We start from the raw sequence: 24,117 nt of genomic DNA, 5'->3' as shown, positions 1-24,117 counted from the left end.
CCTTCCGGTACGTGAACAGCGGGAACGTCCCCGAGAATGAGCGCATGGGACGCGGCAGGCTAAGGATCCATCTCGGCGCGGCACCCGGTGTGGGCAAGACGTACGCGATGCTCTCGGAAGGCCACCGCCGGGTGGAGCGGGGCACCGACTGCGTCGTCGGCTTCGTCGAGCACCACGGGCGGCCGCGCACCGAGGTGATGCTGCACGGCCTCGAACAGGTGTCCAGGCGGGAGCTCTCGTACCGGGGGGCCGCCTTCACCGAGATGGACGTGGACGCGGTGCTCGCCCGCCGCCCCGCCGTGGCCCTGGTGGACGAGCTCGCGCACACGAACGTCCCCGGCTCGCGCAACGCGAAGCGCTGGCAGGACGTGGAGGAGCTGCTGCGGGCCGGGATCGACGTGGTGACCACCGTCAACATCCAGCACCTGGAGTCCCTCGGCGACGTGGTGGAGAAGATCACCGGGGTGCGCCAGCGAGAGACCGTGCCGGACGAGGTGGTGCGGCGGGCCGACCAGATCGAGCTCGTCGACATGTCCCCGCAGGCGCTGCGCCGGCGCATGGCGCACGGCAACATCTACCGGCCGGACAAGGTCGACGCAGCCCTCTCGAACTACTTCCGGCCGGGCAACCTGACCGCGCTGCGGGAGCTGGCGCTGCTGTGGGTCGCCGACCGGGCCGACGAGTACCTCCGGCAGTACCGGGGCGAGCACGGCATCCGCTCGGCCTGGCAGGCCCGTGAGCGGATCGTGGTGGGGCTCACCGGCGGCCCCGAGGGCCGCACCCTCATCCGCCGCGCCGCCCGGATGGCGGCCAAGGGATCCGGCAGCGAGGTCCTCGCCGTCTACATCGCCCGCAGCGACGGGCTGACCTCGGCCTCGCCCAAGGAGCTCGCGGTGCAGCGGACCCTGGTCGAGGACCTTGGTGGAACGTTTCACCATGTGATCGGCGACAACGTCCCCGAGGCCCTCCTCGCCTTCGCCCGCGGGGTCGACGCCACCCAGATCGTGCTGGGCTCCAGCCGCCGCAAGGCCTGGCAGTACGTGCTGGGGCCCGGGGTGGGCGCCACCGTCGCCCGCGACTCCGGGCCCGACCTCGACGTGCACATCGTCACCCACGAGGAGGTGGCCCGGGGGCGGGGGCTGCCCGTGGTCCGCTCGGCGGCCCGGCTCGGCCGAACCCGGATCCTGGCCGGCTGGGTGGTCGGCGTGGTCTTCCCCGTGCTGCTGTGCGCGCTGCTGACCAACATCGACGCCGATCCCGGCCTCGCCAACGACATGCTGCTCTTCCTGGCGCTGACGGTCGCGGCCGCGCTGCTGGGCGGCCTCTGGCCGGCGCTGGCCTCCGCGGCCTTCGGCTCGCTGCTGCTGAACTACTTCTTCGCGCCGCCGCTGCACCGGTTCACCATCTCCGACCCCAGGAACATCATGGCCATCGCCGTGTTCTTCGGGGTCGCGGTCTCGGTGGCCTCGGTGGTGGACCTCGCCGCCCGGCGCACCCACCAGGCCGCCCGGCTGCGGGCCGAGTCCGAGGTCCTGTCCACCCTGGCCGGGAGCGTGCTGCGCGGCGAGACCGCCCTGGACGCGCTGCTGGAGCGGGTGCGCGAGACCTTCGCGATGGAGTCGGTGGCCCTGCTGGAGCGGGCCGGCGAGGTCGAGCCCTGGACCCCCGCCGGCAGCGTCGGGCCCCGCCCGGCGGCCCGGCCCGAGGACGCCGACGTCGACATGCCGATCGGCGACCACATGGCCCTGGCCCTGTCCGGGCGGGTGCTGCCCGCCGAGGACCGCCGGGTGCTCGGCGCCTTCGCCGCCCAGGCCGCCGTGGTGCTGGACCGCCAGCGGCTCGTGGGGGAGGCCGGGGAGGCGCGCCGGCTGGCCGAGGGCAACCGGATCCGGACCGCCCTGCTGGCCGCCGTCAGCCATGACCTGCGTACGCCCCTGGCCTCCATCAAGGCCTCCGTCAGCTCCCTGCGCTCCGACGACGTGGACTGGTCCGAGGAGGACCGGGCCGAGCTGCTGGCCGGGATCGAGGAGGGCGCCGACCGGCTCGACCACCTGATCGGCAACCTGCTCGACATGTCCCGGCTCCAGACCGGCACCGTGACCCCGCTGATCCGGGAGATCGACCTCGACGAGGTGGTCCCGATGGCGCTGGGCGGCGTACCGGAGGACAGCGTCCTGCTCGACGTGCCGGAGACCCTGCCGATGGTGGCGGTGGACCCGGGGCTGCTGGAGCGGTCCGTGGCCAACGTGGTGGAGAACGCCGTCAAGTACAGCCCCGCCGGAGAGCGGGTGCTGGTCGCGGCCAGCTTCCTCGGAGACCGGGTCGAGCTGCGCGTCGTCGACCGCGGCCCCGGCGTCCCGGACGAGGCCAAGGACCGCATATTCGCCCCGTTCCAGCGGCACGGGGACGCCCCGCGCGGCGCGGGCGTGGGCCTGGGGCTCGCGGTGGCCAGGGGCTTCGCCGAGGCCATGGACGGCACCCTCGCCGCCGAGGACACCCCCGGGGGCGGGCTGACCATGGTGCTCACCCTGCGTGCCGCGCCCCGCGGCGGCCCGCCGGACCCCGCCGGAACCGAACCGACCGAAGCCGGGGCCCTCCCCGAACGACAGAAAGCAGGTCCCCGATGACCCGGGTGCTCGTGGTGGACGACGAGCCGCAGATCGTCCGAGCCCTCGTGATCAACCTCAAGGCGCGCAAGTACGAGGTCGACGCGGCCGCCGACGGGGCGGGAGCCCTGGAACTCGCGGCCGCCCGCCACCCCGACGTGGTCGTCCTCGACCTCGGCCTGCCCGACATGGACGGGGTCGAGGTCATCAGGGGGCTGCGCGGCTGGACGCGGGTGCCGATCCTGGTGCTCTCCGCCCGGCACAGCTCCGACGAGAAGGTCGAGGCCCTCGACGCGGGCGCCGACGACTACGTCACCAAGCCCTTCGGCATGGACGAGCTGCTGGCCCGGCTGCGCGCCGCCGTCCGCCGGGCCGAGCCGGCCGCCGGGACCGGCGAGGACGAGGTGGTCGTCTCGACCGAGGGCTTCACGGTGGACCTCGCCGCCAAGAAGGCGGTGCGCGAGGGGCGCGACGTACGCCTCACCCCCACCGAGTGGCACCTGCTGGAGGTGCTCGTGCGCAACGGCGGGAAGCTGGTCAGCCAGAAACAGCTGCTCCAGGAGGTCTGGGGGCCCTCCTACGGGACCGAGACCAACTACCTGAGGGTCTACATGGCCCAGCTGCGCCGCAAGCTGGAGGCGGACCCCTCGCACCCCCGGCACTTCATCACCGAACCGGGCATGGGGTACCGCTTCGAGAAGTAGCGGGGGCTTCGAGGGGCGGCGGGGGCGCCGGTACGCTTCCTGTATGAGTGCTGAACCGCGTCCCGAGAAGCCCGCGAAACCGGCCAGGCCGGCGGGCCGGTTCCGCCGGATGATAGAGCGGCTGTCCACCTCCCAGGAGGAGCTGCATTCGGCGGAGCTGCAGGAGGACGCAGAAGCCGCGGGGTGCACGCGGATCTGCGACTGCCACGACCGCCAGATAGTGAAGGTGACCGGCACGCTGCGCACCGTCACCCTCCGGCCGAGAGCGGGCGTGCCCGCCCTGGAGGCCGAGCTGTTCGACGGCTCGGCCGCGCTGGACGTGGTCTGGCTCGGGCGTCGCTCGATCGTGGGAATCGAACCCGGGCGGCGCATGATCGCTTCGGGACGCATCTCGATGAGCCACGGCCGCCGGGTGCTCTTCAACCCGAAGTACGAACTCCGCCCACTCGGACAGGAGCACTGACCGGTGACGTCACTCGACAAACCGAACACGCCGGAGCCGGGCGCCGCGCCCGCCGACGACCAGAGCGCGGTGACGCAGGCGGCGCTCTTCGACGCCTTCGGCGGCGTCCGGGGCACCGTGGAGACGATGCTCCCCGGCCTGCTCTTCGTGATGATCTACACGATCAACAAGGACGTGAAGATGTCCGCCATCGCGGCGGGCGTCGTCGCGGTGCTGCTGGTGATCGTCCGGCTGGCGCGCAAGGACACCGTGAAGCACGCCTTCAGCGGCGTCTTCGGCGTCGGCGTGGGCGTGGCCTTCGCCCTCTTCACGGGCAGCGCCAAGGGCTTCTACCTGCCGGGCATGATCTACGGGGTCTGCCTGGGCCTGGCGTTCACGCTCTCGGCGCTGGTGGGGTTCCCGCTGCTGGGGGTGATCCTGGGGCCGGTGTTCAAGGAGAACCTCTCCTGGCGCACCCGCAACCCGGGACGCAAGAAGGCGTACGTCAAGGCCAGCCTGGCCTGGGGGCTCATCTTCCTGGCCAAGTACGCGATCCTCTTCCCGCTGTACTGGTGGGGTGACGAGACCCAGCTGGGCTGGGTGCTGATCGCGCTCAAGCTCCCGCCGATGGTGCTGGCCGTGTACTTCACCTGGGTCTTCCTGGCGAAGGCGCCGCCGCCGATCGACGTGATCGCCGAGTACGAGGCCGAGGAGGCTGCGGCCGAGGCCGCGAAGTCGGCCCAGTCCGGGCAGTCGGGCCGCCACAAGCGGTCCTGAGCGCGCACGAAGGGGCGGGGCGGCCATCCGGCCGCTCCGCCCCTTCGTGCGTGCGCTGCTAGTGACGCGCCTGGAGGAGTTCCTCCAGCTGCTCCTCGCGGGCCTGGGCGGCCACGAAGAGGAGCTCGTCGCCCGGCTCCAGGGTCTCCTCGCCGTGCGGGGTGAGCACGCGGTTGCCGCGGATGATCGTGACCAGGGAGGTGTCCTCCGGCCAGGCGATCTCGCTGATCTGCGTGCCCGCGACCGAGGAGTCGGCCGGCAGGGTCAGCTCCACCAGGTTGGCGTCGCCGTGGCTGAAGCGCAGCAGCCGCACCAGGTCGCCGACGCTGACGGCCTCCTCGACCAGGGCCGACATCAGGCGCGGCGTGGACACCGCGACGTCGACGCCCCAGGACTCGTTGAAGAGCCACTCGTTCTTCGGGTTGTTCACGCGCGCCACCACGCGCGGGACCCCGTACTCGGTCTTCGCGAGCAGGGAGACGACCAGGTTGACCTTGTCGTCGCCCGTCGCGGCGATGACCACGTTGCAGCGCTGGAGCGCCGCCTCGTCGAGCGAGGTGATCTCGCAGGCGTCGGCAAGCAGCCACTCCGCCTGCGGCACCCGCTCCACCGAGATGGCGGTCGGCGCCTTGTCCACGAGGAGGACCTCGTGGCCGTTCTCCAGCAGTTCGCCCGCGATGGAGCGGCCCACGGCCCCGGCTCCGGCGATCGCGACCCTCATGCGTGTGCCTCCTCGGGGCCCTCGGCGAAGGCCGCCTCGACCTTGTCGATCTCGTCCGTGCGCATCATCACGTGGACGAGGTCGCCCTCCTGGAGGACGGTCTGCGAAGTCGGCAGCGTCGCCTCGCCCAGGCGGGTGAGGAACGCGACACGGACGCCGGTCTCTTCCTGCAGTTTGCTGACCTTGTGACCGATCCAGGCCGCGGAGGTGTGCACCTCGGCGAGCTGTACGCCGCCGCTGGGGTCGCGCCACAGCGGCTCCGCGCCCGAGGGGAGCAGCCGGCGCAGCATCTGGTCGGCGGTCCACCGCACGGTCGCGACGGTGGGGATGCCGAGGCGCTGGTACACCTCGGCGCGCTTGGGGTCGTAGATGCGGGCGGCGACGTTCTCCACGCCGAACATCTCGCGGGCCACGCGGGCCGCGATGATGTTGGAATTGTCACCACTGCTGACGGCGGCGAATGCACCCGCCTCCTCGATCCCGGCCTCCCGCAGCGTGTCCTGGTCGAAGCCGACACCGGTGACGCGGCGGCCGCCGAACGAGGCCCCGAGCCGGCGGAATGCGGTGGGGTCCTGGTCGACCACGGCGACCGTATGCCCCTGCTGTTCCAAGGTCTGCGCGAGGGCGGAGCCCACCCTTCCGCAGCCCATAATGACGATGTGCACGGCCGTCCTTCCGGCTGACAGCGGCTCGCTGGTTTCCAGCCTCATTGCATGCTCTGGCTAATCAGGGTCTCAGACCATGGCCCAAGCTACACACGGGTGGTCACCAGTGTGACCATTTGGGGTCCGGCCGGTGCTTCATTGGAGGCGCATTGGTGCGGATCGGGGGCGGGGGGTTCGTCAGCCACATTTCGAACGCTTACGATCCTCTGCGTGTCCAAACTGACCGACGTGCCCAAACGGATCCTGATCGGCCGGGCGCTGCGCAGCGACCGCCTCGGGGAAACGCTCCTCCCCAAGCGGATCGCCCTTCCTGTGTTCGCATCCGACCCGCTCTCCTCGGTGGCATATGCCCCGGGTGAGGTACTGCTGGTCCTTTCCATCGCGGGTGTGTCGGCGTACCACTTCAGCCCCTGGATCGCGCTCGCGGTCGTCGTGCTGATGTTCACCGTGGTCGCCTCCTACCGGCAGAACGTCCACGCCTACCCCAGCGGCGGCGGCGACTACGAGGTGGCCAACACCAACCTCGGCCCCAAGGCCGGCCTCACCGTGGCGAGCGCCCTGCTCGTCGACTACGTCCTCACCGTCGCCGTCTCCATTTCCTCCGGTGTCGAGAATCTCGGCTCCGCCGTCGATTTCGTCATCGAGCACAAGGTGCTCTCGGCGATCGTCATGATTCTGCTGCTCACGCTGATGAACCTGCGCGGAGTCAAGGAATCCGGGAAGCTGTTCGCCATCCCGACGTACGTGTTCGTCGGCGCCGTCTTCGTGATGATCGCCTGGGGTGCCTGGCGCGGGCTGGTGATGGGCGACACCATGGAGGCCCCGACCGCCAACCTGGAGATCAAGGCCGAACACCAGGGGCTGGCCGGCTTCGCGCTGGTCTTCCTGCTGCTGCGCGCCTTCTCCTCCGGCTGTGCGGCCCTGACCGGTGTCGAGGCGATCAGCAACGGCGTACCGGCCTTCCGCAAGCCCAAGAGCAAGAACGCCGCCACCACCCTCGCCCTCATGGGCGGCCTGGCCGTCACCATGTTCTGCGGGATCATCGGCCTGGCCATGGCCACCGACGTGAAGATGGCCGAGGCCCCCGCCACCAACCTGCTGGAGAACGGCGTACCCGTCGGCGACGGGTTCGTCCAGCACCCGGTGATCTCCCAGGTGGCCGAGGCCGTCTTCGGCAACGGCAGCTTCCTGTTCGTCGTGCTCGCCGCGGCCACCGCCCTCGTCCTCTTCCTGGCCGCGAACACCGCCTACAACGGCTTCCCGCTGCTCGGCTCGATCCTCGCCCAGGACCGCTACCTGCCGCGCCAGCTGCACACCCGCGGCGACCGGCTCGCCTTCTCCAACGGCATTGTGCTGCTCGCCGGCGCGGCCATACTGCTGGTGTGGATCTACGACGCCGACTCCACCAAGCTGATCCAGCTCTACATCGTCGGCGTGTTCGTCTCCTTCACGCTGAGCCAGATCGGCATGGTCCGGCACTGGAACCGCCACCTGAAGACCGAACGGGACCAGGCCGCCCGACGCCGGATGATCCGCTCGCGGGCGATCAACACCTTCGGCGCCTTCTTCACCGGCATGGTGCTGGTCGTCGTCCTCGCCACCAAGTTCACGCACGGCGCCTGGGTCGCCCTGCTGGGCATGCTGATCTTCTACGGCACCATGACCGCGATCCGTAAGCACTACGACCGCGTCGCCGCCGAGATCGCCGCCGACGAGGGCCCCAGCGACGACAGCGTGCGCCCCTCCCGGGTCCACTCGATCGTCCTGGTCTCCAAGGTCCACAAGCCGACCCTGCGCGCCCTGGCCTTCGCCAAGCTGACCCGCTCCGACACCCTGGAGGCGCTCAGCATCAGCGTCGACCAGGCCGAGACCAAGGCGCTGCGGGCCGAGTGGGAGCGGCGCGGGATCAACGTCCCGCTGAAGATCCTCGACTCGCCCTACCGCGAGATCACCCGGCCGGTGGTCGAGTACGTGAAGGGGCTGCGCAGCGAGAACCCGCGCGACGCGGTCAGCGTCTACATCCCCGAGTACGTCGTCGGACGCTGGTACGAGCACCTCCTGCACAACCAGAGCGCGCTGCGCCTCAAGGGCCGGCTGCTCTTCACTCCCGGCGTGATGGTCACCTCGGTGCCCTACCAGCTGGAGTCCTCGGAGCTCGCCAAGCGCCGGGCGAAGAAGCGCCAGGAGTGGAACGCTCCGGGCGCGGTGCGCCGGGGCCCCGTCGACACGCCGAGGCCCCGCCAGAAGGACCCGGCGGGCAAGTAGCCGCGGAGCCGGTGGCGAACGGCCGGAGGAGATCCACGTAAACTGGTGGGTCGGTCCTCCGGCCGTTCCCTTTTTTGCCCCTGATCTCTCCCTGGAGCCTCCTCACCATGACCGAGCAGAACGAGAAGCAGTCACTGGTCGGGGAGGAGTACGAGGTAGAGGTCGGCCCCGTCGCGCACGGCGGCCACTGCATCGCCCGCACCTCGGACGGCCGCGTCCTCTTCGTCCGCCACACCCTGCCCGGCGAGAAGGTCGTCGCGCGGGTGACGGAGGGCGAGGCGGACTCCCGCTTCCTGCGCGCCGACGCCGTCACCGTCCTGACCGCCTCCAAGGACCGCGTCGAGGCGCCCTGCCCGTACGCCGGCCCCGGCAAGTGCGGCGGCTGCGACTGGCAGCACGCCAAGCCGGGCGCACAGCGCCGGCTCAAGGGCGAGGTCGTCGCCGAGCAGCTGAAGCGGCTCGCCGGGCTCACCCCGGAGGAGGCTGGCTGGGACGGCACCGTCATGCCGGCCGAGGGCGACAAGCTGCCGGCCGGGCAGGTCCCGCAGTGGCGCACCCGCGTGCAGTTCGCGATCGACGAGACGGGCCGGGCGGGCCTGCGCAAGCACCGCTCGCACGACATCGAGCCCGTCGACCACTGCATGATCGCCGCCCCGGGCGTCTCGGAACTCGGCATCGAGAAGCAGGACTGGCCCCAGATGGAGACGGTCGAGGCGATCGCCGCCTCCGGCTCGAACGACCGGCAGGTCGTCCTCACCCCCCGCCCGGGCGGCCGCCTGCCCCTGGTGGAGCTCGACAAGCCGGTCTCGGTCCTCCGCGTCGAGGAGAAGGACGGCGGGGTGCACCGCGTCCACGGCCGCCCCTTCGTCCGCGAGCGCGCGGACGGCCGTACGTACCGCGTCGGCATGGGCGGCTTCTGGCAGGTCCACCCGCAGGCCGCCGACACCCTGATCAAGGCCGTCATGCAGGGCCTGATGCCGCGCAAGGGCGAGATGGCCCTCGACCTCTACTGCGGCGTCGGCATCTTCGCGGGCGCGCTCGCCGAACGCCTCGGCGAGACCGGCGCGGTCCTCGGCATCGAGTCGGGCAAGCGCGCGGTGGAGGACGCCCGCCACAACCTGGCGGACTTCCCCCGGGTCCGCATCGAACAGGGCAAGGTCGACACCGCCCTCCCGCGCACCGGCATCACCGAGTGCGACCTGGTCGTCCTGGACCCGCCCCGCGCGGGCGCCGGCAAGCAGACGGTCCGCCACATCGCGAGCCTCTCGGCCCGCCGCATCGCGTACGTCGCCTGCGACCCGGCGGCCCTGGCCCGCGACCTGGGCTACTTCAAGGACGCCGGCTACAAGGTCCGCACGCTGCGCGTCTTCGACCTCTTCCCGATGACGCACCACGTGGAGTGCGTGGCGATCCTGGAGCCGACTGCAAAGGGTGTCTGACCTGGTGTTTTCCCGTTTCGACGGTCAGCTTGATCTGCTCTCGAGCTAGCAACAGGTGGAAGCGGCTGGGCACGGCTATGAACGCCTGACCTGCATTTTTGGGGCGACGAAGGTAGGGGTTCGGCGGCAGTCCCGCCGGATCGCTCAGAATTTTGACGCTCAAATGACGCTCGCCCCGTTGCTCGAGACGGTCAAGATCAACCGTCCACCGGGAGGCTTTGGGTGAAGCCTGCGACTTCTCCGCGAGCGTGCACGCGTCGCCTGGCACCCTGCCGTGCATGACGTGGCCCGCATTCGTGGACGCCAGCTTCTACTGGGCCTACTGGACCCTGTTCGAGGCCATGTGGATCGGCATGCTGTGGATGACACGCAGCCGCGTGCCAGGCCGTGCGGTGTGCCGGATCCCTGGCCTTCGGGACGTGCGGCGCCGGGCTGGTGGGAGGCGTGTCGACGCCTTGCTAGCTGCTTCGGCGCAACACGGTGTACCAGTAGGAGACAGGCCAGACAGGAAGCAGTTCGTCGAACGGTGGCACGGGTTCGTCGCTGGTACCTGTGTTCTGGCACCGCATGCTGCGAGCAGGTGGATGGCTCGCGGCTGCCGGTGCCCTCTTTGCGGGGGCGGCGCTGCTCCCGAGCGGCGGAGTCGCCACGGAAGTGATGGCAGTCATGGGCTTGCTGAGCGTTGCGGCTGTCGTTCCACCCCTGCGAGCCGTGCTGGACAGGTCAACGGGTGGCTTCTTCAGCGCTCCCACGCTCGGCGTGGGACCAGCAGCGGAGCCGAGCCGGCCATCGCAGAACTCGGGTCCACCTCCAACGGCAACCGACGGATCCGACAGCGTCAACGTCTCCACGATGTCCGCGATCGTCGCTGCCGGTGCCGGTGCCGGTGCCGGGATCGTCAAGCACGGGAACCGGGCCTCCAGTTCACGCTCGGGCTCCGCCGACGTCCTCGAAGAACTCGGGGTCAGGCTGCGCCTGCCCGCGGACCGGGTCGCCGAACTCGCCGAGTCGGTCGGCATCACCTTCTGCTTCGCGCCGGACTTCCACCCCGCGATGCGGCACGCCGCGGCGCCCCGCCGGGAACTCGGCATCCCCACGATCTTCAACGCACTGGGCCCGCTCACCAATCCGGCGCGGCCCGGCACACTGGCCGTCGGCGTCGCGGACGTCCGGCTCGCGCCGCTGATCGCCGGGGTACTCGCCCGGCGCGGAGTGAACGCCCTGGTCTTCCGGGGCGACGACGGCCTGGACGAGCTGACGGTCGCCACTACCTCGCGCCTTCATCTCGTGGTCCGGGAGCCCGTACGGAACCACCATGTTCACCAGGTAGATCTTGTCGGACCCCAGCTCCTCGGACCGCTCGCGCAGCTGCCCGAACAGCTCCCGGGCCAGGGCCATCAGCGCCTCGTCGCCCTGGTTCGCGTCGAACTCGACCATGTGGACGTGATCGCGGCGCAGGGCTTCACCATGTTCGGACATACGACGCCGCTCCGTCCGAGGTCGGGATGGGGGCTGGGGGTGTACGCCGTGAGCCAGTCACGGGCCTCGGTCATCAGGTCGCGGGACATGTGCCGTCACTTCAGCGGTCGGCGTGATCGGATTCGCCTGCCACGCCAGGCACCGCCGATATCCCCCCGGCATCGGCCGCTTTTCACCCGGCCCGCTCACACGGGCAGGCCCGTGGGGTCCTTGACGCGCTTCATGATGATCTGGGAGTTGACCTCGGTGACCCCGGAGAGCGCGGTCAGCCGCTCGATCCACAGCCGCTCGTACGCGCGCAGGTCCGCGACGGCGATGCGCAGCAGGCAGCCGGGGCTGCCGAAGAGGCGGTAGGCCTCGACCACGTCGGGGATGTCCTGGAGCGCCGCCTCGAAGGCCTCGACGGCGTCCCGGTCCCGGCGGACCTCCACCGACACCAGCACCTCGAAACCGCGGCCCACCGCCTCGGGGTCGATCACCGCGCGGTACCCCTGGATCACCCCGTCCTGCTCCAGCTGCCGCACGCGGCGCATGCAGGGGGAGGGGGTGAGGCCCACGCGCTGGGCGAGCTCCTGGTTGCTGAGCCGGCCGTCGCGCTGGAGCTCGCGCAAGATCTCACGGTCAATCGCGTCCATCACGCAATTATCACCCAGCCTTTATTACGGTTCGGCTCAAACGCGCAATCGCATTGCGCGTAGATCTCACTATCATTGCCCCCTCCAGAAAATCTGTACGAAGGAAGGGTGGCCATGGGGCGCATCGTCGTCATCAGCACCGGCGGGACGATAGCCAGCCGGTGGATGGGCTCGGGCTTCGCCGCCGAGGCGGACGGCCGCGAGGTCATGGCCACCGCACCGCTGCCGGAGGGCGTCAGCGTCGAGGTCGTCGACCTGTTCAGCGTGAACAGCCCCCGCCTCACCACCGCCCACCAGCTGACCCTGCTGCGCACCGTCCACGAGGTCCTCGCCGACCCCGGCGTCGACGGCATCGTCGTCACCCACGGCACCGACACGCTGGAGGAGTCGGCCTTCCTGGTCGACCTGCACCACCACGACGCGCGCAGCGTCGTCTTCACCGGCTCGCAGCTGCCCATGGGCTCCGCCGACGGCGACGGCCCCGGCAACCTCTACGACGCCCTCCTCACCGCCGCGACCACGCGCGGGCTGGGCGTCCTGATCACCTTCGCCGGCCGGGTGCACGCCGCCCGCGGCACCGTGAAGACCCAGGCCGTGGCCCTGGACGCCTTCGCGGACCCCTCGAAGGAACTGCTCGGCAAGATCGGCTTCGGCAAGGTCGCCGTCCTGCGCCAGCCGGAGCGCCCGGCCCCCCTCGCCCTGCCCGCCATGCCGGAGCTGCCGCCGCGCGTGGACATGGTGATGCACCACGCCGACGCCGACCCGCTGCTGCTGGACGCCGCCGTCGAGGCGGGCGCCCAGGGCATCGTCCTCATCGGCACCGGGGCGGGCAACGCCACCCCCGAGATCGTCGAAGCCGTCCGGGCCGCCGTGGCCCGTGGCGTCCTCGTCGCCCTGACCACGCGCGTCGCGGCCGGCCCGGTCACCGAGATCTACACGCACGGCGGCGCGGTCGACCTCGTCGCCGCCGGAGCCGTCCCCACCGGCACGCTCCGCGCCGGCCAGGCCCGCATCGCCGTCCTCGCGGCGCTCCTGTCCGCCACCGACCCCGCCGCCCGCACCCGCACCCTGCGCGCGGCCCTCGGCACCCCGGACCCGGTACTGGTCGACGCGTAGCCTCCGCCACGCACGAATCCCGGGCCCCGTGGGACCCCCGCAACGGACACGACGTCACGGGGGTCACGGACACGGAGCCCGGGATCGGAGACACGCGGCTGCCGCCGGCTCAGGAAGCCCCGAACGCCCCCAGGATCCGGTCCGCCGCCGATGTCGCGGTGACCGTACCGGCCCGGACGGCCGCTTCCAGCGACGGGGCCAGCTCCCGTACGGCCGGGTCCGAGCGCAGCCGCTCCAGCAGCTCGTCGCGGACCATCGACCAGGTCCACTCCACCTGCTGCGCCGCCCGCTTCGCCGCCAGCCGGCCGCCCGTCTCCAGGACCGTCCGGTGCTGCTCCAGACGGTTCCAGACCTCGTCCAGCCCCGCCGACTCCCGCGCGCTGCACGTCAGCACCGGCGGGGTCCACGCCGCGTCCGCCGGGTGCATCAGGCGCAGCGCGCCCGACAGCTCCCGGGCGGCGGCCTTCGCGTCACGCTCGTGCGGGCCGTCCGCCTTGTTCACCGCGAGGACGTCCGCCAGTTCCAGGACGCCCTTCTTGATGCCCTGGAGCTGGTCGCCCGTACGGGCCAGGGAGAGGAGCAGGAAGGAGTCCACCATTCCCGCGACCGTGGTCTCCGACTGGCCCACGCCGACCGTCTCGACGAGGACCACGTCGTAGCCCGCCGCCTCCATCACGATCATCGACTCGCGCGTGGCCTTCGCGACCCCGCCCAGCGTCCCCGCCGACGGGGAGGGCCGGACGAAAGCCGCCGGGTCGACCGCGAGCCGCTCCATCCGGGTCTTGTCACCCAGGATGGAGCCGCCCGTACGGGTCGAGGACGGGTCGACCGCCAGGACGGCGACCCGGTGCCCGAGGCCCGTCAGCATCGAGCCGAACGCGTCGATGAAGGTGGACTTGCCCACCCCCGGCACCCCGCTGATGCCGATCCGGCGCGCTTTGCCCGTGTGCGGCAGGAGCTCCGTCAGCAGCCGCTGGGCCAGGGCGCGGTGATCCGCCCGGGTGGACTCGACGATGGTGATGGCGCGCGCGATGTGCGCGCGCTTCCCGTCGAGCACGCCCTTCACGTACACGTCGATGTCGATCTTCGGGGGCATCCGCTCGGCCGCCTACAGCTCGTGGCCCAGGTCCGCGGCCAGCCGCGTCACCAGGTCGTGGGCCGCGTCCGGGATGACCGTGCCGGGCGGGAAGACCGCCGTCGCACCCATCTCCAGCAGCGTCGGCACGTCGGCCGGCGGGATCACACCGCCCACCACGATCATGATGTCCTCGCGCCCCTCCTCCGCCAGCTGCTCGCGCAGCGCCGGTACGAGGGTCAGGTGGCCGGCCGCCAGCGACGAGACGCCCACCACGTGGACGTCCGCCTCGACGGCCTGGCGGGCCACCTCCGCGGGGGTCTGGAACAGCGGGCCGACGTCCACGTCGAAGCCCAGGTCGGCGAAGGCCGTCGCGATGACCTTCTGACCGCGGTCGTGGCCGTCCTGGCCCATCTTCGCGACCAGGATGCGCGGACGGCGGCCCTCCGCCTCCTCGAACCGGTCGACGAGCGCACGGGTGCGCTCCACGGACGGGGACTCGCCTGCTTCGGTGCGGTACACACCCGAGATCGTACGGATCTGGCTCGCGTGCCGTCCGTACACCTTCTCCAGTGCGTCGGAGATCTCACCGACGGTCGCCTTGGCCCGCGCCGCGTCCACCGCCAGTGCCAGGAGGTTGCCCTCCAGACCCTGGCCGGCCCCGCGCTCCGCGGCGTTCGTCAGCGCCCGCAGCGCGTCCTGCGTACGCGCCTCGTCGCGCTCCTCGCGCAGCCGCCGCAGCTTGGCGATCTGCTGGGCGCGCACCGAGGAGTTGTCCACGACGAGGACGTCGATCTGCTCGTCGTTCTCCACCCGGTACTTGTTCACGCCGATCACCGGTTGCCGGCCCGAGTCGATCCGCGCCTGCGTACGGGCGGCCGCCTCCTCCACGCGCAGCTTCGGGATGCCCGCGTCGATGGCCTGCGCCATGCCGCCGGCCGCCTCGACCTCCTGGATGTGCTGCCACGCCCGGCGCGCCAGGTCGTACGTCAGCTTCTCCACGTACGCGCTGCCGCCCCACGGGTCGATCGACCGGCAGGTCCCCGACTCCTGCTGGAGCAGCAGCTGGGTGTTGCGGGCGATGCGCGCCGAGAAGTCCGTCGGCAGCGCGAGGGCCTCGTCGAGGGCGTTGGTGTGCAGCGACTGGGTGTGGCCCTGGGTGGCCGCCATCGCCTCGATGCACGTGCGCGTGACGTTGTTGAAGACGTCCTGTGCCGTCAGCGACCAGCCCGACGTCTGCGAATGGGTGCGCAGGGAGAGGGACTTGGCGTTCTTCGGGTCGAACTCCTTCACCAGCTTCGCCCACAGCAGGCGTGCCGCGCGCAGCTTCGCGACCTCCATGAAGAAGTTCATGCCGATCGCCCAGAAGAACGACAGGCGCGGCGCGAACGCGTCCACGTCCAGCCCGGCACCCCGCCCGGCCCGCAGGTACTCCACACCGTCCGCGAGGGTGTACGCCAGCTCGAGGTCCGCCGTGGCCCCCGCCTCCTGGATGTGGTACCCGGAGATCGAGATGGAGTTGTAGCGCGGCATCTTCTGCGAGGTGAAGGAGAAGATGTCCGAGATGATCCGCATCGAGGGCTTCGGCGGATAGATGTAGGTGTTGCGGACCATGAACTCCTTGAGGATGTCGTTCTGGATGGTCCCCGCGAGCTTGTCGGGCGAGACGCCCTGCTCCTCCGCCGCCACGATGTACAGCGCGAGGACCGGCAGCACCGCGCCGTTCATCGTCATCGACACCGACATCTTGTCCAGCGGGATCCCGTCGAACAGCTGCCGCATGTCGTAGATCGAGTCGATCGCCACGCCCGCCATGCCGACGTCGCCCGTCACGCGCGGGTGGTCGCTGTCGTACCCGCGGTGCGTCGGCAGGTCGAAGGCCACCGACAGGCCCTTCTGACCCGACGCCAGGTTGCGCCGGTAGAAGGCGTTCGACTCCTCGGCCGTGGAGAAGCCGGCGTACTGCCGGATCGTCCAGGGCTGGTTCACGTACATCGTCGGGTACGGGCCGCGCAGGTACGGGGCCGCGCCCGGGTAGGTCTGCAGGAAGTCCAGCCCCTCCAGGTCCCGGCCCGTGTACAGCGGCTGCACGCCGATGCCCTCGGGCGTCTCCCACAGCAGGTCGGCGGGGGTGGTCCCGGTGGACTCCTTCACCGCCGCACGCCACTGGTCCTCGGTGGCACCGCGCGGGCCCGCCCCGAGGGCGAGCTCGGAGAAATCGGGGATGCTGCTCACACGGCGCTCACTGGCCATGGGGGACTCCCATCCGGTCGAGTACGGAGGACAGCACGGCGACCGCGTCGCAGCCGGCGAAGACGTACTCGTCCACGTCGTCGGCGCAGGTGCCGGGCTTGCCCGCGAGGAACACGGTCGTCGCGCCGGCCCCGCGCAGGGCGGCGGCCACGGCCGCGGCCTGCTCCTCGTACAGCGCGTCGCCGGAGCACAGCACCGCCACACCGTCCGCGCCGCTCGCCGCGTACGCCTCGGCGGCGTTCGCCGCGTCCACCGACACCGGGTCGTGCACGGGCTCGATGCCGCCCGCCTGGAAGAGGTTCGACGCGAAGGTCGCGCGCGCGGTGTGCGCGGAGGCCGGGCCGAGGGCGGCGAGGAAGACCCGCGGCCGGGCGCCGGTGGCCTCCAGGTGCGCGTCGCTGCGGGCGCGCAGCGCCTCGTACGCCTCGTCGCGCCGCACCCGCGGCAGACCGCCGGAGGGGGCGGCCGGGGCCGCCTCGCGGACGAGGGGCTTCTCCGACAGCAGCGGGAACTCGCTGACACCGGTGACCGGCTCGCGGCGGGTCGCCAGCTTCTTCGAACGCGCCGCCCAGGTCGCCGCGAGCCGCTCCGCGACCAGCCCGGAGCGCAGCGCGGCGGCCTGGCCGCCCGCACGCTCGACGGTCTGGAAGAACTCCCAGGCCGCGTGGGCCAGTTCGTCGGTGAGCTGCTCCACGTAGTACGAGCCGCCCGCCGGGTCGATCACCCGGGCCAGGTGCGACTCCTCCAGGAGGACGGTCGAGGTGTTGCGGGCGATCCGGCGCGCGAAGGCGTCCGGCAGGCCCAGCTCGCTGTCGAAGGGGAGCACGGTGACGGAGTCCGCGCCGCCCACGCCCGCCGCCATGCAGGCGACGGTGGTCCGCAGCATGTTCACCCACGGGTCGCGGCGGGTCATCATCACCGGCGAGGTGACGGCGTGCTGCCGCTGGGCGCCCGCCCCGGCCGCGCCGCAGGCCTCGGCGATCCGGGCCCACAGCCGGCGGGCGGCGCGCAGCTTGGCGATGGTAAGGAACTGGTCGGCGGTCGCGGAGTAGCGGAACTCCAGCTGCCCGAAGGCGGCTTCGGTGTCGACGCCGGCCTCCGTCAGGGCGCGCAGGTACGCGACGCCCGTGGCCAGGGAAAGGCCGAGCTCCTCGGCCGCGGAGCCGCCGGCCTCGTGGTACGGCAGGGCGTCCACGGTCAGGGCGCGCACGCCCGGCCAGGACGCGGCCGCCTCGCGGGCCAGCTCGACGGCGGGCGCGGTGTCCAGGGCCTCGCCGGTGCGGGCCTCGTGGCCCAGGGGGTCGATGCCCAGCGCGGCACGGGCGGCCTCGGGGGCCACCTCGCGCTCCGCGTACAGGGCGAGCAACGCGCGCGCGGCGCCGGCGTATTCGGCGCCGGCGTCGAGGGTGACCGGTGCGAGGTCGAGGTAGACGTCTGCCAGGGCGCGGCCCAGGCCCTCGGCGGGGATGCCGTGCCGGCCGACGGTCAGCCAGAGCGAGGTGGTCCCGTTCTCCAGGTCGGCGAGGGCCGCCTCGTTGACCCGTACCGGATCACTGCCCGCGATGCGCTGGCGCACGTCCCAGCCCGAGGCGCTGTTGCCCTCGGGGGTACCGCCCCGTACGAAGGGCGCGAACCCCGGGAAGCCGGTGTCGGGGCCGTCCGGGTCGGGGCGCGCCGTGTACAGCGGGCGGGTGATGAGCCCGTCCTCGAGCTTGGTGGACAGTGCTGCTTCCGCTGCCTCGCCGGTGACTTCCTTGCCCGACTTGCGCAGTACGCCCTCGACGAGGCGTTGCCACTGCTCATGTGTCGTGTCAGGAAATTCGGCGGCCAGGGAGAGCCCGTCGTCAGGCAGGACCGTCATGGCTCGAATGCTAGGGGTGGCTACTCGGCAGTTACCAGAACCATCGGATGTGATCTCGCACTCTCAGATGAGCCCACCAGCGGCGGCGGTGGCGGGCGCGGTGGCGGGCGCGGTGGTGGGCGCCGCCGGGTCGCGGAACGCGGGCCGGCAGGACCGTCGCGGGGGTCTGGGGGAGTACGGCCGGGCCGGCGTGGGGGCGGGTGCGGGTGTCGGTGGGCGGTGTCCTGCCCGGACCGTCTCAGGGAGGGTTTGGGGGTTTCCCGTCAGTCCCATCGTCCTTCCGTGTCGGGCCGGCCTGTCAAGGGCGCTCCCTTCGGTCGCGTCACTTCGTGATCGCCTTCGGCGACCCTTGACAGTCCGTCCCGCCCCGGAAAGCCGAAAGACTGCCGGGAAACCCCCAAAAGAACGGCACGGTCCAGGGGAGAGGGACGGGTCCGTCAGCGATGAGGCGAGGGGCCGGGCGTTGGCCGACCGGGCATCCGGGCCCTTGATCCCTGGTTCAGGGCCGGGGGCGCGACCACCCGCACGAGACGTCGACCAGATGGCCCTGCGGAGCACCCAGGCGCACCAGATCGCTACGCGCTCCTCATTTCTCAGCGTCCGCCGACCGTCCGGAGCCGCTGCTGTCACGAGACGTTGGATGAAAAGGACACCCGGAGACTCCGACGGGCCGCCAAGGCCCTGTGAGAGGGGCGATCCGCCCTTCGAAGTCGATCGACCGCCCTTTTCCTCTCCCATCCCGGCCCCAGACGGCCGTTCGACGCCGAGCCGGGAGGAGTGCGGAGCGATCTGACGCGCCCACCCGCTCCCTGGGCTGCCCTGTTCGTCCTCTGGTGCGGGTATCAGCCCGGGATGGTCGTCGGACGCCGAGACGACAGGAGCGCGTAGCGATCTGGTGCGCCCGGGGGCTTGCCGGGCCGCTCTGATCGACTTCTCGTGCGGGTAGTCGCGCCCCTGGTCCGGAATGGCGACTGTTGAGGGCCCGGATGCCCGGCAGGGCGAGCCCCGGCCCCTCGTCTCATCGCTGACGCGGCCGCTCCCCTCCTCCTGCCCGGTGACCGTTCTTTTGGGGGTTTCCCGGCAGTCTTTCGGCTTTCCGGGGCGGGTCGGTCGGTCAAGGGTGGCCGAAGGCCATCGCGAAGCGACGCGACGAAGGAGCGCCCTTGAGGGACCGGCACGACACGGAAGGACGATGGGACTGACGGGAAACCCCCAAACCGGCTGTGATCCCGCCCTGCCAGGACACCGCCCCCACCGACCCCGAGGCGACATGGCGAGGGCGTTGCGGGGCCGTGAAATCCGGCCAGGTGTTTTCGGCCGCGCAGCGGGGGGAAATAGCAGGTCAGCGGCCTTGTGGTGGGGCTTCGCGGGGGCGTGGGGCGGGGGTTGACCCCGTGTGGTGGCGCTGACAGGCTCCGGGCCATGACCGCGAACGCGTACCTCGCCCCGCGGCTCCACACCTCCGGCCCCTGTCGCGCGCCGGGCCAGTGTCCGGGCCGCTGTCCGGCCCTTCTCGGGGCCTGAGCCCCCGACCCGTCGGCCCCCGGCCGCCCCGCATCCCCGCCGCGTGATCGCCGCCGGGGTCCGGCGCGCAGCCCCCGCCGTTCCCGTCACACCGCCCCGTCCCGGCGTACCTCCGGGTCCGGGATCTTCCCGCGCCCATTTCTTCCGCTGCGGAAACACGTACGAGGAGTCCTCATGGCCACCGCCACTGCCACAGCCACCGACACCGACACCGACACGACCGTCACGAAGATCGGAGGCCGCATCGGCGCCGAGATCGGTGGCGTACGCCTGGGCGGCGAGCTCGCCGCCGAGACCGTCGCCGAGATCAGGGCCGCCCTGCTCGCTCACAAGGTCGTCTTCTTCGGCGGCCAGGACCACCTCGACGAAGACTCCCACGAGGCCTTCGCCCGGCTGCTCGGGACGCCCGTCGCGCACCCCACCGTCCCGTCCGCGGACGGCCGGTACGCCCTCGGCATCGACTCCCACCACGGCGCCCGCGCCAACCAGTGGCACACCGACGTGACCTTCGTCCCGGCCTATCCCGCCTTCTCGATCCTGCGGGCCGTCACCGTCCCCCCGTACGGCGGCAACACCCTGTGGGCCAACACCGCCACCGCCTACGCCCACCTGCCCGAGCCGCTGCGGGCGCTCGCCGACGGGCTGCGCGCCGTCCACTCCAACGAGTACGACTACGCCGCCCTCAAGCCGGACGCCCTGCCCGAGGCCCTCGCCCAGTACCGCGAGGTGTTCACCTCCACCAAGTTCCTCACCGAGCACCCGGTGGTCCGCGTCCACCCCGAGACCGGTGAGCGGACGCTGCTCCTCGGCAACTTCGTGCAGCGGATCGCCGGTCTGGCCGGGCGGGACTCGCGGGCCCTGGTCGACCTCTTCCAGGCGCACGTCGAGAGCCCCGAGAACACCGTGCGCTGGCAGTGGCGGGCCGGTGACGTCGCGATCTGGGACAACCGCGCCACCCAGCACTACGGCGTCGACGACTCCGGCGACCACGAGCGCACCCTGCGCCGCGTCACCGTCGACGGCGACGTCCCGGTCGGGCCCGACGGGGTGCCCTCCCGCCTGATCAGCCCCGAGGCCGTTCCGGAGCCGTCCTTCGGCATCGCGTCCGGAGCCTCGACCGCCGTCTGACCCACCACCCCAGAACGGAGTACGCCGTGCCCAAGCTGCTCGCCCTCACCGGCAGCCCCTCCGCCCACTCCCGCACCGAGGTCGTCGCCGGCCACGTGCTGCGGCGCCTGGCCCACGCCGGGTTCGAGAGCGGGCACCTGTCCGTACGCACCCTCCCCGCCGCCGACCTGCTGTCCGCGCGGCGCGGTGCGCCGGAGATCCGCCGCGCCCTGGAGGCCGTGGCCGAAGCCGACGGCCTGGTCATCGCGACCCCGGTCTACAAGGCCTCGTACACCGGGCTTCTCAAGGCCTTCCTCGACCTGCTCCCGCAGGACGGCCTGGCGGGGAAGACCGTACTGCCGCTCGCCACCGGTGGCAGCCTCGCCCACGTCCTGGCCATCGACTACGCCCTGCGCCCGGTGCTCGCGGCCCTCGGCGCCCGGCACGTCACCGCCGGGCGGTTCGTCCTGGACTCCTCCGTCGAGCGCGGAGCCGGCCCCGACCGGCTGCGCCCCGAGGCGGAACTTGACCTCTTCCAGGCCGTCGACGAGTTCGCCGACGCGCTCCCCGCCCTCACCACCGTCCCGTAACCCGAGGATCCGTCATGTCCGCAGCACCCACCACGGCCACCCGCTCCCGGCGCCAGTTCCTGACCCTGCTCGGCATCTCGGCGGCCGCGGTGAGCTGCGGGACGGCCACCGCCACCGGAGGCGGCCCCGGCCGCTCCGGCGGCGGCCAGGTCACCACGCTCAAGTACCAGGGCAACGTGGGCGCCGTCACCCTCCCCGAGCTGGCCGCCGACCTCGGCTACCTCGGGAACCTCAAGCTGGAATGGGTCGGCAACACCATCAGCGGCCCTCAGGACATCCAGTCCGCCGCCACCGGCCAGATCCACTTCGGCGGCGCCTTCAACGGCGCCATCGTCAAACTCGTCGCCGGCAAGGCCCCGATCACGTCCGTCATCTCCTACTACGGCGTCGACCAGGACGCGTACAGCGGCTACTACGTCCTGGAGGACAGCCCGATCCGCTCCGCCCGCGACCTGCTCGGCAAGAAGGTCGGCATGAACACCCTGGGCGCGCACGCCCAGGCCCTCCTGGACATCTACCTGAGCCGCAACGGGATCTCGAAGGCGGATGCCGCCAAGGTCGAGGCGCTCGTCGTGCCGCCCGTCAACACCGAGCAGGTGCTGCGGCAGAAGCAGATCGAGGTCGGTGTGCTGGGCGGCGTACTGCGCGACAAGGCGGTCGCGGCCGGCGGGATCAGGCCGCTGTTCAGCGACTACGACCTGCTCGGCAGGTTCAGCGCCGGCTCGTACGTGATGACGAAGCAGTTCGTGAAGGAGAACCCGGACACCGTCCGCACCTTCGTCACCGGGGTCGGCAAGGCCATCGAATGGTCGCGCACCACCCCGCGCGAGGAGGTCATCGCCCGCCAGACCGAGATCGTCAAGAAGCGCGGCCGCAACGAGGACACCGCCACCCTCCGGTACTGGCGCTCCTACGGGGTCGCCGGGCAGTACGGGCGGATCGAGGACAAGGAGTTCCAGCTGTGGCTGGACCGGCTCGGCGAGCAGGGCGAGATCAAGCCCGGCCGGCTCAAGGCCGCCGATCTGTACACCAACGAGTTCAACGGCCAGGGGAAGGGCTGAACCGGCATGGCCAAGATCGTGTTCGAGTCCGTGAGCAAGACGTTCCCGGTGAAGGGGGGAAGGGGCGCCGGTGAGTTCACCGCGCTCGACGGGATCGACCTGGAGGTCGGGGCGGGTGAGTTCCTGGTCGTCGTCGGCCCCAGCGGCTGCGGCAAGTCCACCCTCCTGGACCTCCTCGGCGGTCTCACCCGGCCCACCTCCGGCCGCATCCTGCTCGACGGCGAGCCCGTCACCGGGCCGGGACTGGACCGGGGCATCGTCTTCCAGCAGTACGCCCTCCTGCCCTGGCGCACCGCGCTCGGCAACGTCGAGTTCGGCCTGGAGGCCACCGGCGTCCCGCGCAGGCAACGAGCGGCGAGGGCCCGTGAGTTCCTGGAGCTGGTGGGACTCGGAGGATTCGAGGACCGGCATCCGCACGAGCTGTCCGGCGGCATGCGCCAGCGGGTCGCGATCGCCCGCTCGCTGGCGTACGACCCGGACGTGCTGCTGATGGACGAGCCCTTCGCCGCGCTGGACGCGCAGACCCGCGAGTCCCTCCAGGACGAGCTGCGGCGCATCTGGCAGCGGACCGGCAAGACGGTCGTCTTCATCACGCACGGCATCGAGGAGGCCGTGTACCTCGGGCAGCGGGTGGCCGTCATCACCTCCCGGCCGGGCCGCGTCAAGGAGGTGGTCCCGGTCTCGCTCGGCGACCGGCTCACCGGGGCCACCGGCGAGGACCTGCGCTCCAGCCCCGAGTTCGCCCGCTACCGCCACGAGATCTGGAGCCTGCTCCACGACGAGGTGGCCCGCGCCCAGCAACTGGAGAAGGAAGAGGCCGCCGTATGAGCACCGACGCACCCGCCACCGCCACCCTCGCCGGGCAGGCACCGTCCCCGCGCGGCCGGGCCCGCACGCCCGTCCCCGCCGGGCCGGTCCCCGCGGACCCGGGGCCCGTACGGGACGCGGCGCGGCCGGCGGCCCCCGCCGCCGCGCCGGCCGTCCGCCGGCCGGGCCGGGGGGTTCCCGTACTGCGGTGGCTGCGGGCCGGGCTGCTGCGGTCGGCTGCGGTCCTCGCCCTGCTCGTGCTGTGGGAGGCCGCGCCCCGGCTCGGCCTGGCCGACGCCACCTTCCTGCCCCCGGTCAGCGAGGTGGCCCGGGCCTGGTGGGAGCTGCTCGGCGACGGTCAGCTCGGCGAGCACGCCCGGGCCAGCCTCACCCGGTCCTTCGGCGGCTTCGCCATCGCCGTCGTGGTGGCGGTCCCGCTCGGGCTCCTGATCGGCTGGTACCGGCCCGTCGCGGCGTTCCTCGGCCCGCTGCTGGAGCTGTTCCGCAACACGGCGGCCCTCGCGCTGCTCCCCGTCTTCGTCCTGCTCCTCGGCATCGGGGAGACCTCGAAGGTGTCGATCGTCGTCTACGCCTGCGTCTGGCCGATCCTGCTGAACACCATCAGCGCCGTCGGAAACGCGGACCCCACCCTGGTCCGGCTGGCCCGGTCGATGGACCTCTCCACCCCCAGGCTCTTCCAGAAGGTGATCCTGCCGGCCTCCGTCCCGGCCGTCTTCACGGGCATCCGCCTGGCCGGGGCCGTGTCGATCCTGGTCCTGGTGGCCGCCGAGATGATCGGGGCCAAGGCGGGCCTCGGCTACCTGATCAACGCCTCGCAGTTCAACTTCGCCATTCCGCAGATGTACGCGGGGATCGTCACGATCTCGGCGATCGGCGTGGCCTTCAACCAGGTCCTGGTGGCGGTCGAACGCCGCCTCAGCCTCTGGCGCGTCCCCGCCTGACCCCCGGCCCCGCGTCCCGTCCCCGCCT

19 protein-coding genes and 1 pseudogene are annotated in these 24,117 nt (G+C 71.8%); 13 read left to right on the top strand and 7 right to left on the bottom strand.

Going from position 1 to position 24,117, the window contains the following annotated elements:
• The first annotated feature begins 44 nt into the window (after positions 1-44).
• The 4 genes from ACZ597_RS20070 to ACZ597_RS20055 are packed head-to-tail and all read left to right on the top strand — an operon-like array spanning position 45 to position 4,529.
• Positions 45-2,627 (top strand): DUF4118 domain-containing protein, encoded by a 2,583-nt coding sequence (locus ACZ597_RS20070; RefSeq protein WP_471331764.1) that lies wholly within the window; start codon positions 45-47, stop codon positions 2,625-2,627.
• Positions 2,624-3,310 carry a response regulator gene (locus ACZ597_RS20065; RefSeq protein ID WP_007267056.1) on the top strand — a complete coding sequence of 229 codons (687 nt, stop codon included), beginning with the start codon at positions 2,624-2,626 and terminating at the stop codon, positions 3,308-3,310. Before ACZ597_RS20070 ends, ACZ597_RS20065 begins: the two co-directional genes overlap by 4 nt.
• Positions 3,311-3,353: 43 nt before the next feature.
• Positions 3,354-3,773 (top strand): OB-fold nucleic acid binding domain-containing protein, encoded by a 420-nt coding sequence (locus ACZ597_RS20060; protein WP_125816976.1) that lies wholly within the window; start codon positions 3,354-3,356, stop codon positions 3,771-3,773.
• A 3-nt stretch (positions 3,774-3,776) separates the two neighbouring features.
• Complete coding sequence (locus ACZ597_RS20055; protein ID WP_471331761.1) at positions 3,777-4,529, top strand: DUF3159 domain-containing protein; 753 nt, start codon at positions 3,777-3,779, stop codon at positions 4,527-4,529.
• Positions 4,530-4,587: 58 nt separating this feature from the next.
• Here ACZ597_RS20055 and ACZ597_RS20050 read toward each other — a convergent pair whose 3' ends face one another.
• Positions 4,588-5,250 carry a potassium channel family protein gene (locus ACZ597_RS20050; RefSeq protein ID WP_471331758.1) on the bottom strand — a complete coding sequence of 221 codons (663 nt, stop codon included), beginning with the start codon at positions 5,248-5,250 and terminating at the stop codon, positions 4,588-4,590.
• Complete coding sequence (locus ACZ597_RS20045; RefSeq protein ID WP_471331756.1) at positions 5,247-5,915, bottom strand: potassium channel family protein; 669 nt, start codon at positions 5,913-5,915, stop codon at positions 5,247-5,249. The genes ACZ597_RS20050 and ACZ597_RS20045 overlap by 4 nt, the downstream gene beginning before the upstream one ends.
• Positions 5,916-6,125: 210 nt before the next feature.
• Here ACZ597_RS20045 and ACZ597_RS20040 point away from each other — a divergent pair, with 210 nt between their 5' ends.
• The 3 genes and pseudogenes from ACZ597_RS20040 to trpD all read left to right on the top strand — a co-directional run.
• Entirely contained in the window at positions 6,126-8,180 is a 2,055-nt protein-coding gene (locus tag ACZ597_RS20040) for an APC family permease (protein WP_471331754.1), read from the top strand.
• A gap of 107 nt (positions 8,181-8,287) precedes the next feature.
• A complete protein-coding gene (locus ACZ597_RS20035) occupies positions 8,288-9,619 on the top strand; it encodes a class I SAM-dependent RNA methyltransferase (RefSeq protein WP_471331752.1) in 1,332 nt (443 codons plus the stop codon).
• Positions 9,620-10,432: 813 nt separating this feature from the next.
• A pseudogene (gene trpD, locus ACZ597_RS20030) lies at positions 10,433-10,927 on the top strand (anthranilate phosphoribosyltransferase); the annotation flags it as partial.
• Between the two features lie 89 nt (positions 10,928-11,016).
• Here the strand turns inward: trpD and ACZ597_RS20025 are convergent.
• Entirely contained in the window at positions 11,017-11,172 is a 156-nt protein-coding gene (locus ACZ597_RS20025) for a DUF6875 domain-containing protein (RefSeq protein WP_471332033.1), read from the bottom strand.
• A 111-nt stretch (positions 11,173-11,283) separates the two neighbouring features.
• Positions 11,284-11,733: an Lrp/AsnC family transcriptional regulator gene (locus ACZ597_RS20020; protein ID WP_467894350.1), complete on the bottom strand. Its 450-nt coding sequence runs from the start codon at positions 11,731-11,733 to the stop codon at positions 11,284-11,286.
• Positions 11,734-11,847: 114 nt separating this feature from the next.
• On the opposite strand from ACZ597_RS20020, the gene ACZ597_RS20015 reads away from it, so the two are divergent.
• On the top strand, positions 11,848-12,849 hold the full coding sequence (locus ACZ597_RS20015) for an asparaginase (protein ID WP_471331748.1): 1,002 nt from the start codon (positions 11,848-11,850) through the stop codon (positions 12,847-12,849).
• 109 nt (positions 12,850-12,958) lie between these two features.
• Here ACZ597_RS20015 and meaB read toward each other — a convergent pair whose 3' ends face one another.
• The 3 genes from meaB to ACZ597_RS20000 are packed head-to-tail and all read right to left on the bottom strand — an operon-like array spanning position 12,959 to position 18,038.
• Complete coding sequence (gene meaB / locus ACZ597_RS20010; protein WP_471331745.1) at positions 12,959-13,945, bottom strand: methylmalonyl Co-A mutase-associated GTPase MeaB; 987 nt, start codon at positions 13,943-13,945, stop codon at positions 12,959-12,961.
• A 12-nt stretch (positions 13,946-13,957) separates the two neighbouring features.
• Positions 13,958-16,177, bottom strand: a complete 2,220-nt coding sequence (gene scpA, locus ACZ597_RS20005) for a methylmalonyl-CoA mutase (RefSeq protein ID WP_471331743.1) — start codon at positions 16,175-16,177, stop codon at positions 13,958-13,960.
• Complete coding sequence (locus ACZ597_RS20000) at positions 16,167-18,038, bottom strand: methylmalonyl-CoA mutase family protein (RefSeq protein ID WP_471331740.1); 1,872 nt, start codon at positions 18,036-18,038, stop codon at positions 16,167-16,169. Before ACZ597_RS20000 ends, scpA begins: the two co-directional genes overlap by 11 nt.
• 1,698 nt (positions 18,039-19,736) lie before the next feature.
• Here ACZ597_RS20000 and ACZ597_RS19995 point away from each other — a divergent pair.
• The 5 genes from ACZ597_RS19995 to ACZ597_RS19975 are packed head-to-tail and all read left to right on the top strand — an operon-like array spanning position 19,737 to position 24,089.
• Positions 19,737-20,690, top strand: coding sequence for a TauD/TfdA dioxygenase family protein (locus ACZ597_RS19995; protein ID WP_471331737.1), 954 nt, complete (start codon positions 19,737-19,739; stop codon positions 20,688-20,690).
• Positions 20,691-20,716: 26 nt separating this feature from the next.
• On the top strand, positions 20,717-21,259 hold the full coding sequence (ssuE, locus tag ACZ597_RS19990) for an NADPH-dependent FMN reductase (protein ID WP_471331734.1): 543 nt from the start codon (positions 20,717-20,719) through the stop codon (positions 21,257-21,259).
• Between the two features lie 14 nt (positions 21,260-21,273).
• Positions 21,274-22,320 carry an ABC transporter substrate-binding protein gene (locus ACZ597_RS19985; protein ID WP_471331733.1) on the top strand — a complete coding sequence of 349 codons (1,047 nt, stop codon included), beginning with the start codon at positions 21,274-21,276 and terminating at the stop codon, positions 22,318-22,320.
• 6 nt (positions 22,321-22,326) lie between these two features.
• Entirely contained in the window at positions 22,327-23,148 is an 822-nt protein-coding gene (locus ACZ597_RS19980) for an ABC transporter ATP-binding protein (protein WP_471331731.1), read from the top strand.
• Positions 23,145-24,089: an ABC transporter permease gene (locus ACZ597_RS19975; RefSeq protein WP_471331728.1), complete on the top strand. Its 945-nt coding sequence runs from the start codon at positions 23,145-23,147 to the stop codon at positions 24,087-24,089. The genes ACZ597_RS19980 and ACZ597_RS19975 overlap by 4 nt, the downstream gene beginning before the upstream one ends.
• Positions 24,090-24,117 lie beyond the last annotated feature (28 nt).

This window comes from Streptomyces sp. NPDC040718, from assembly GCF_055593565.1.
This window is presented reverse-complemented; position numbering and strand designations above follow the sequence as displayed.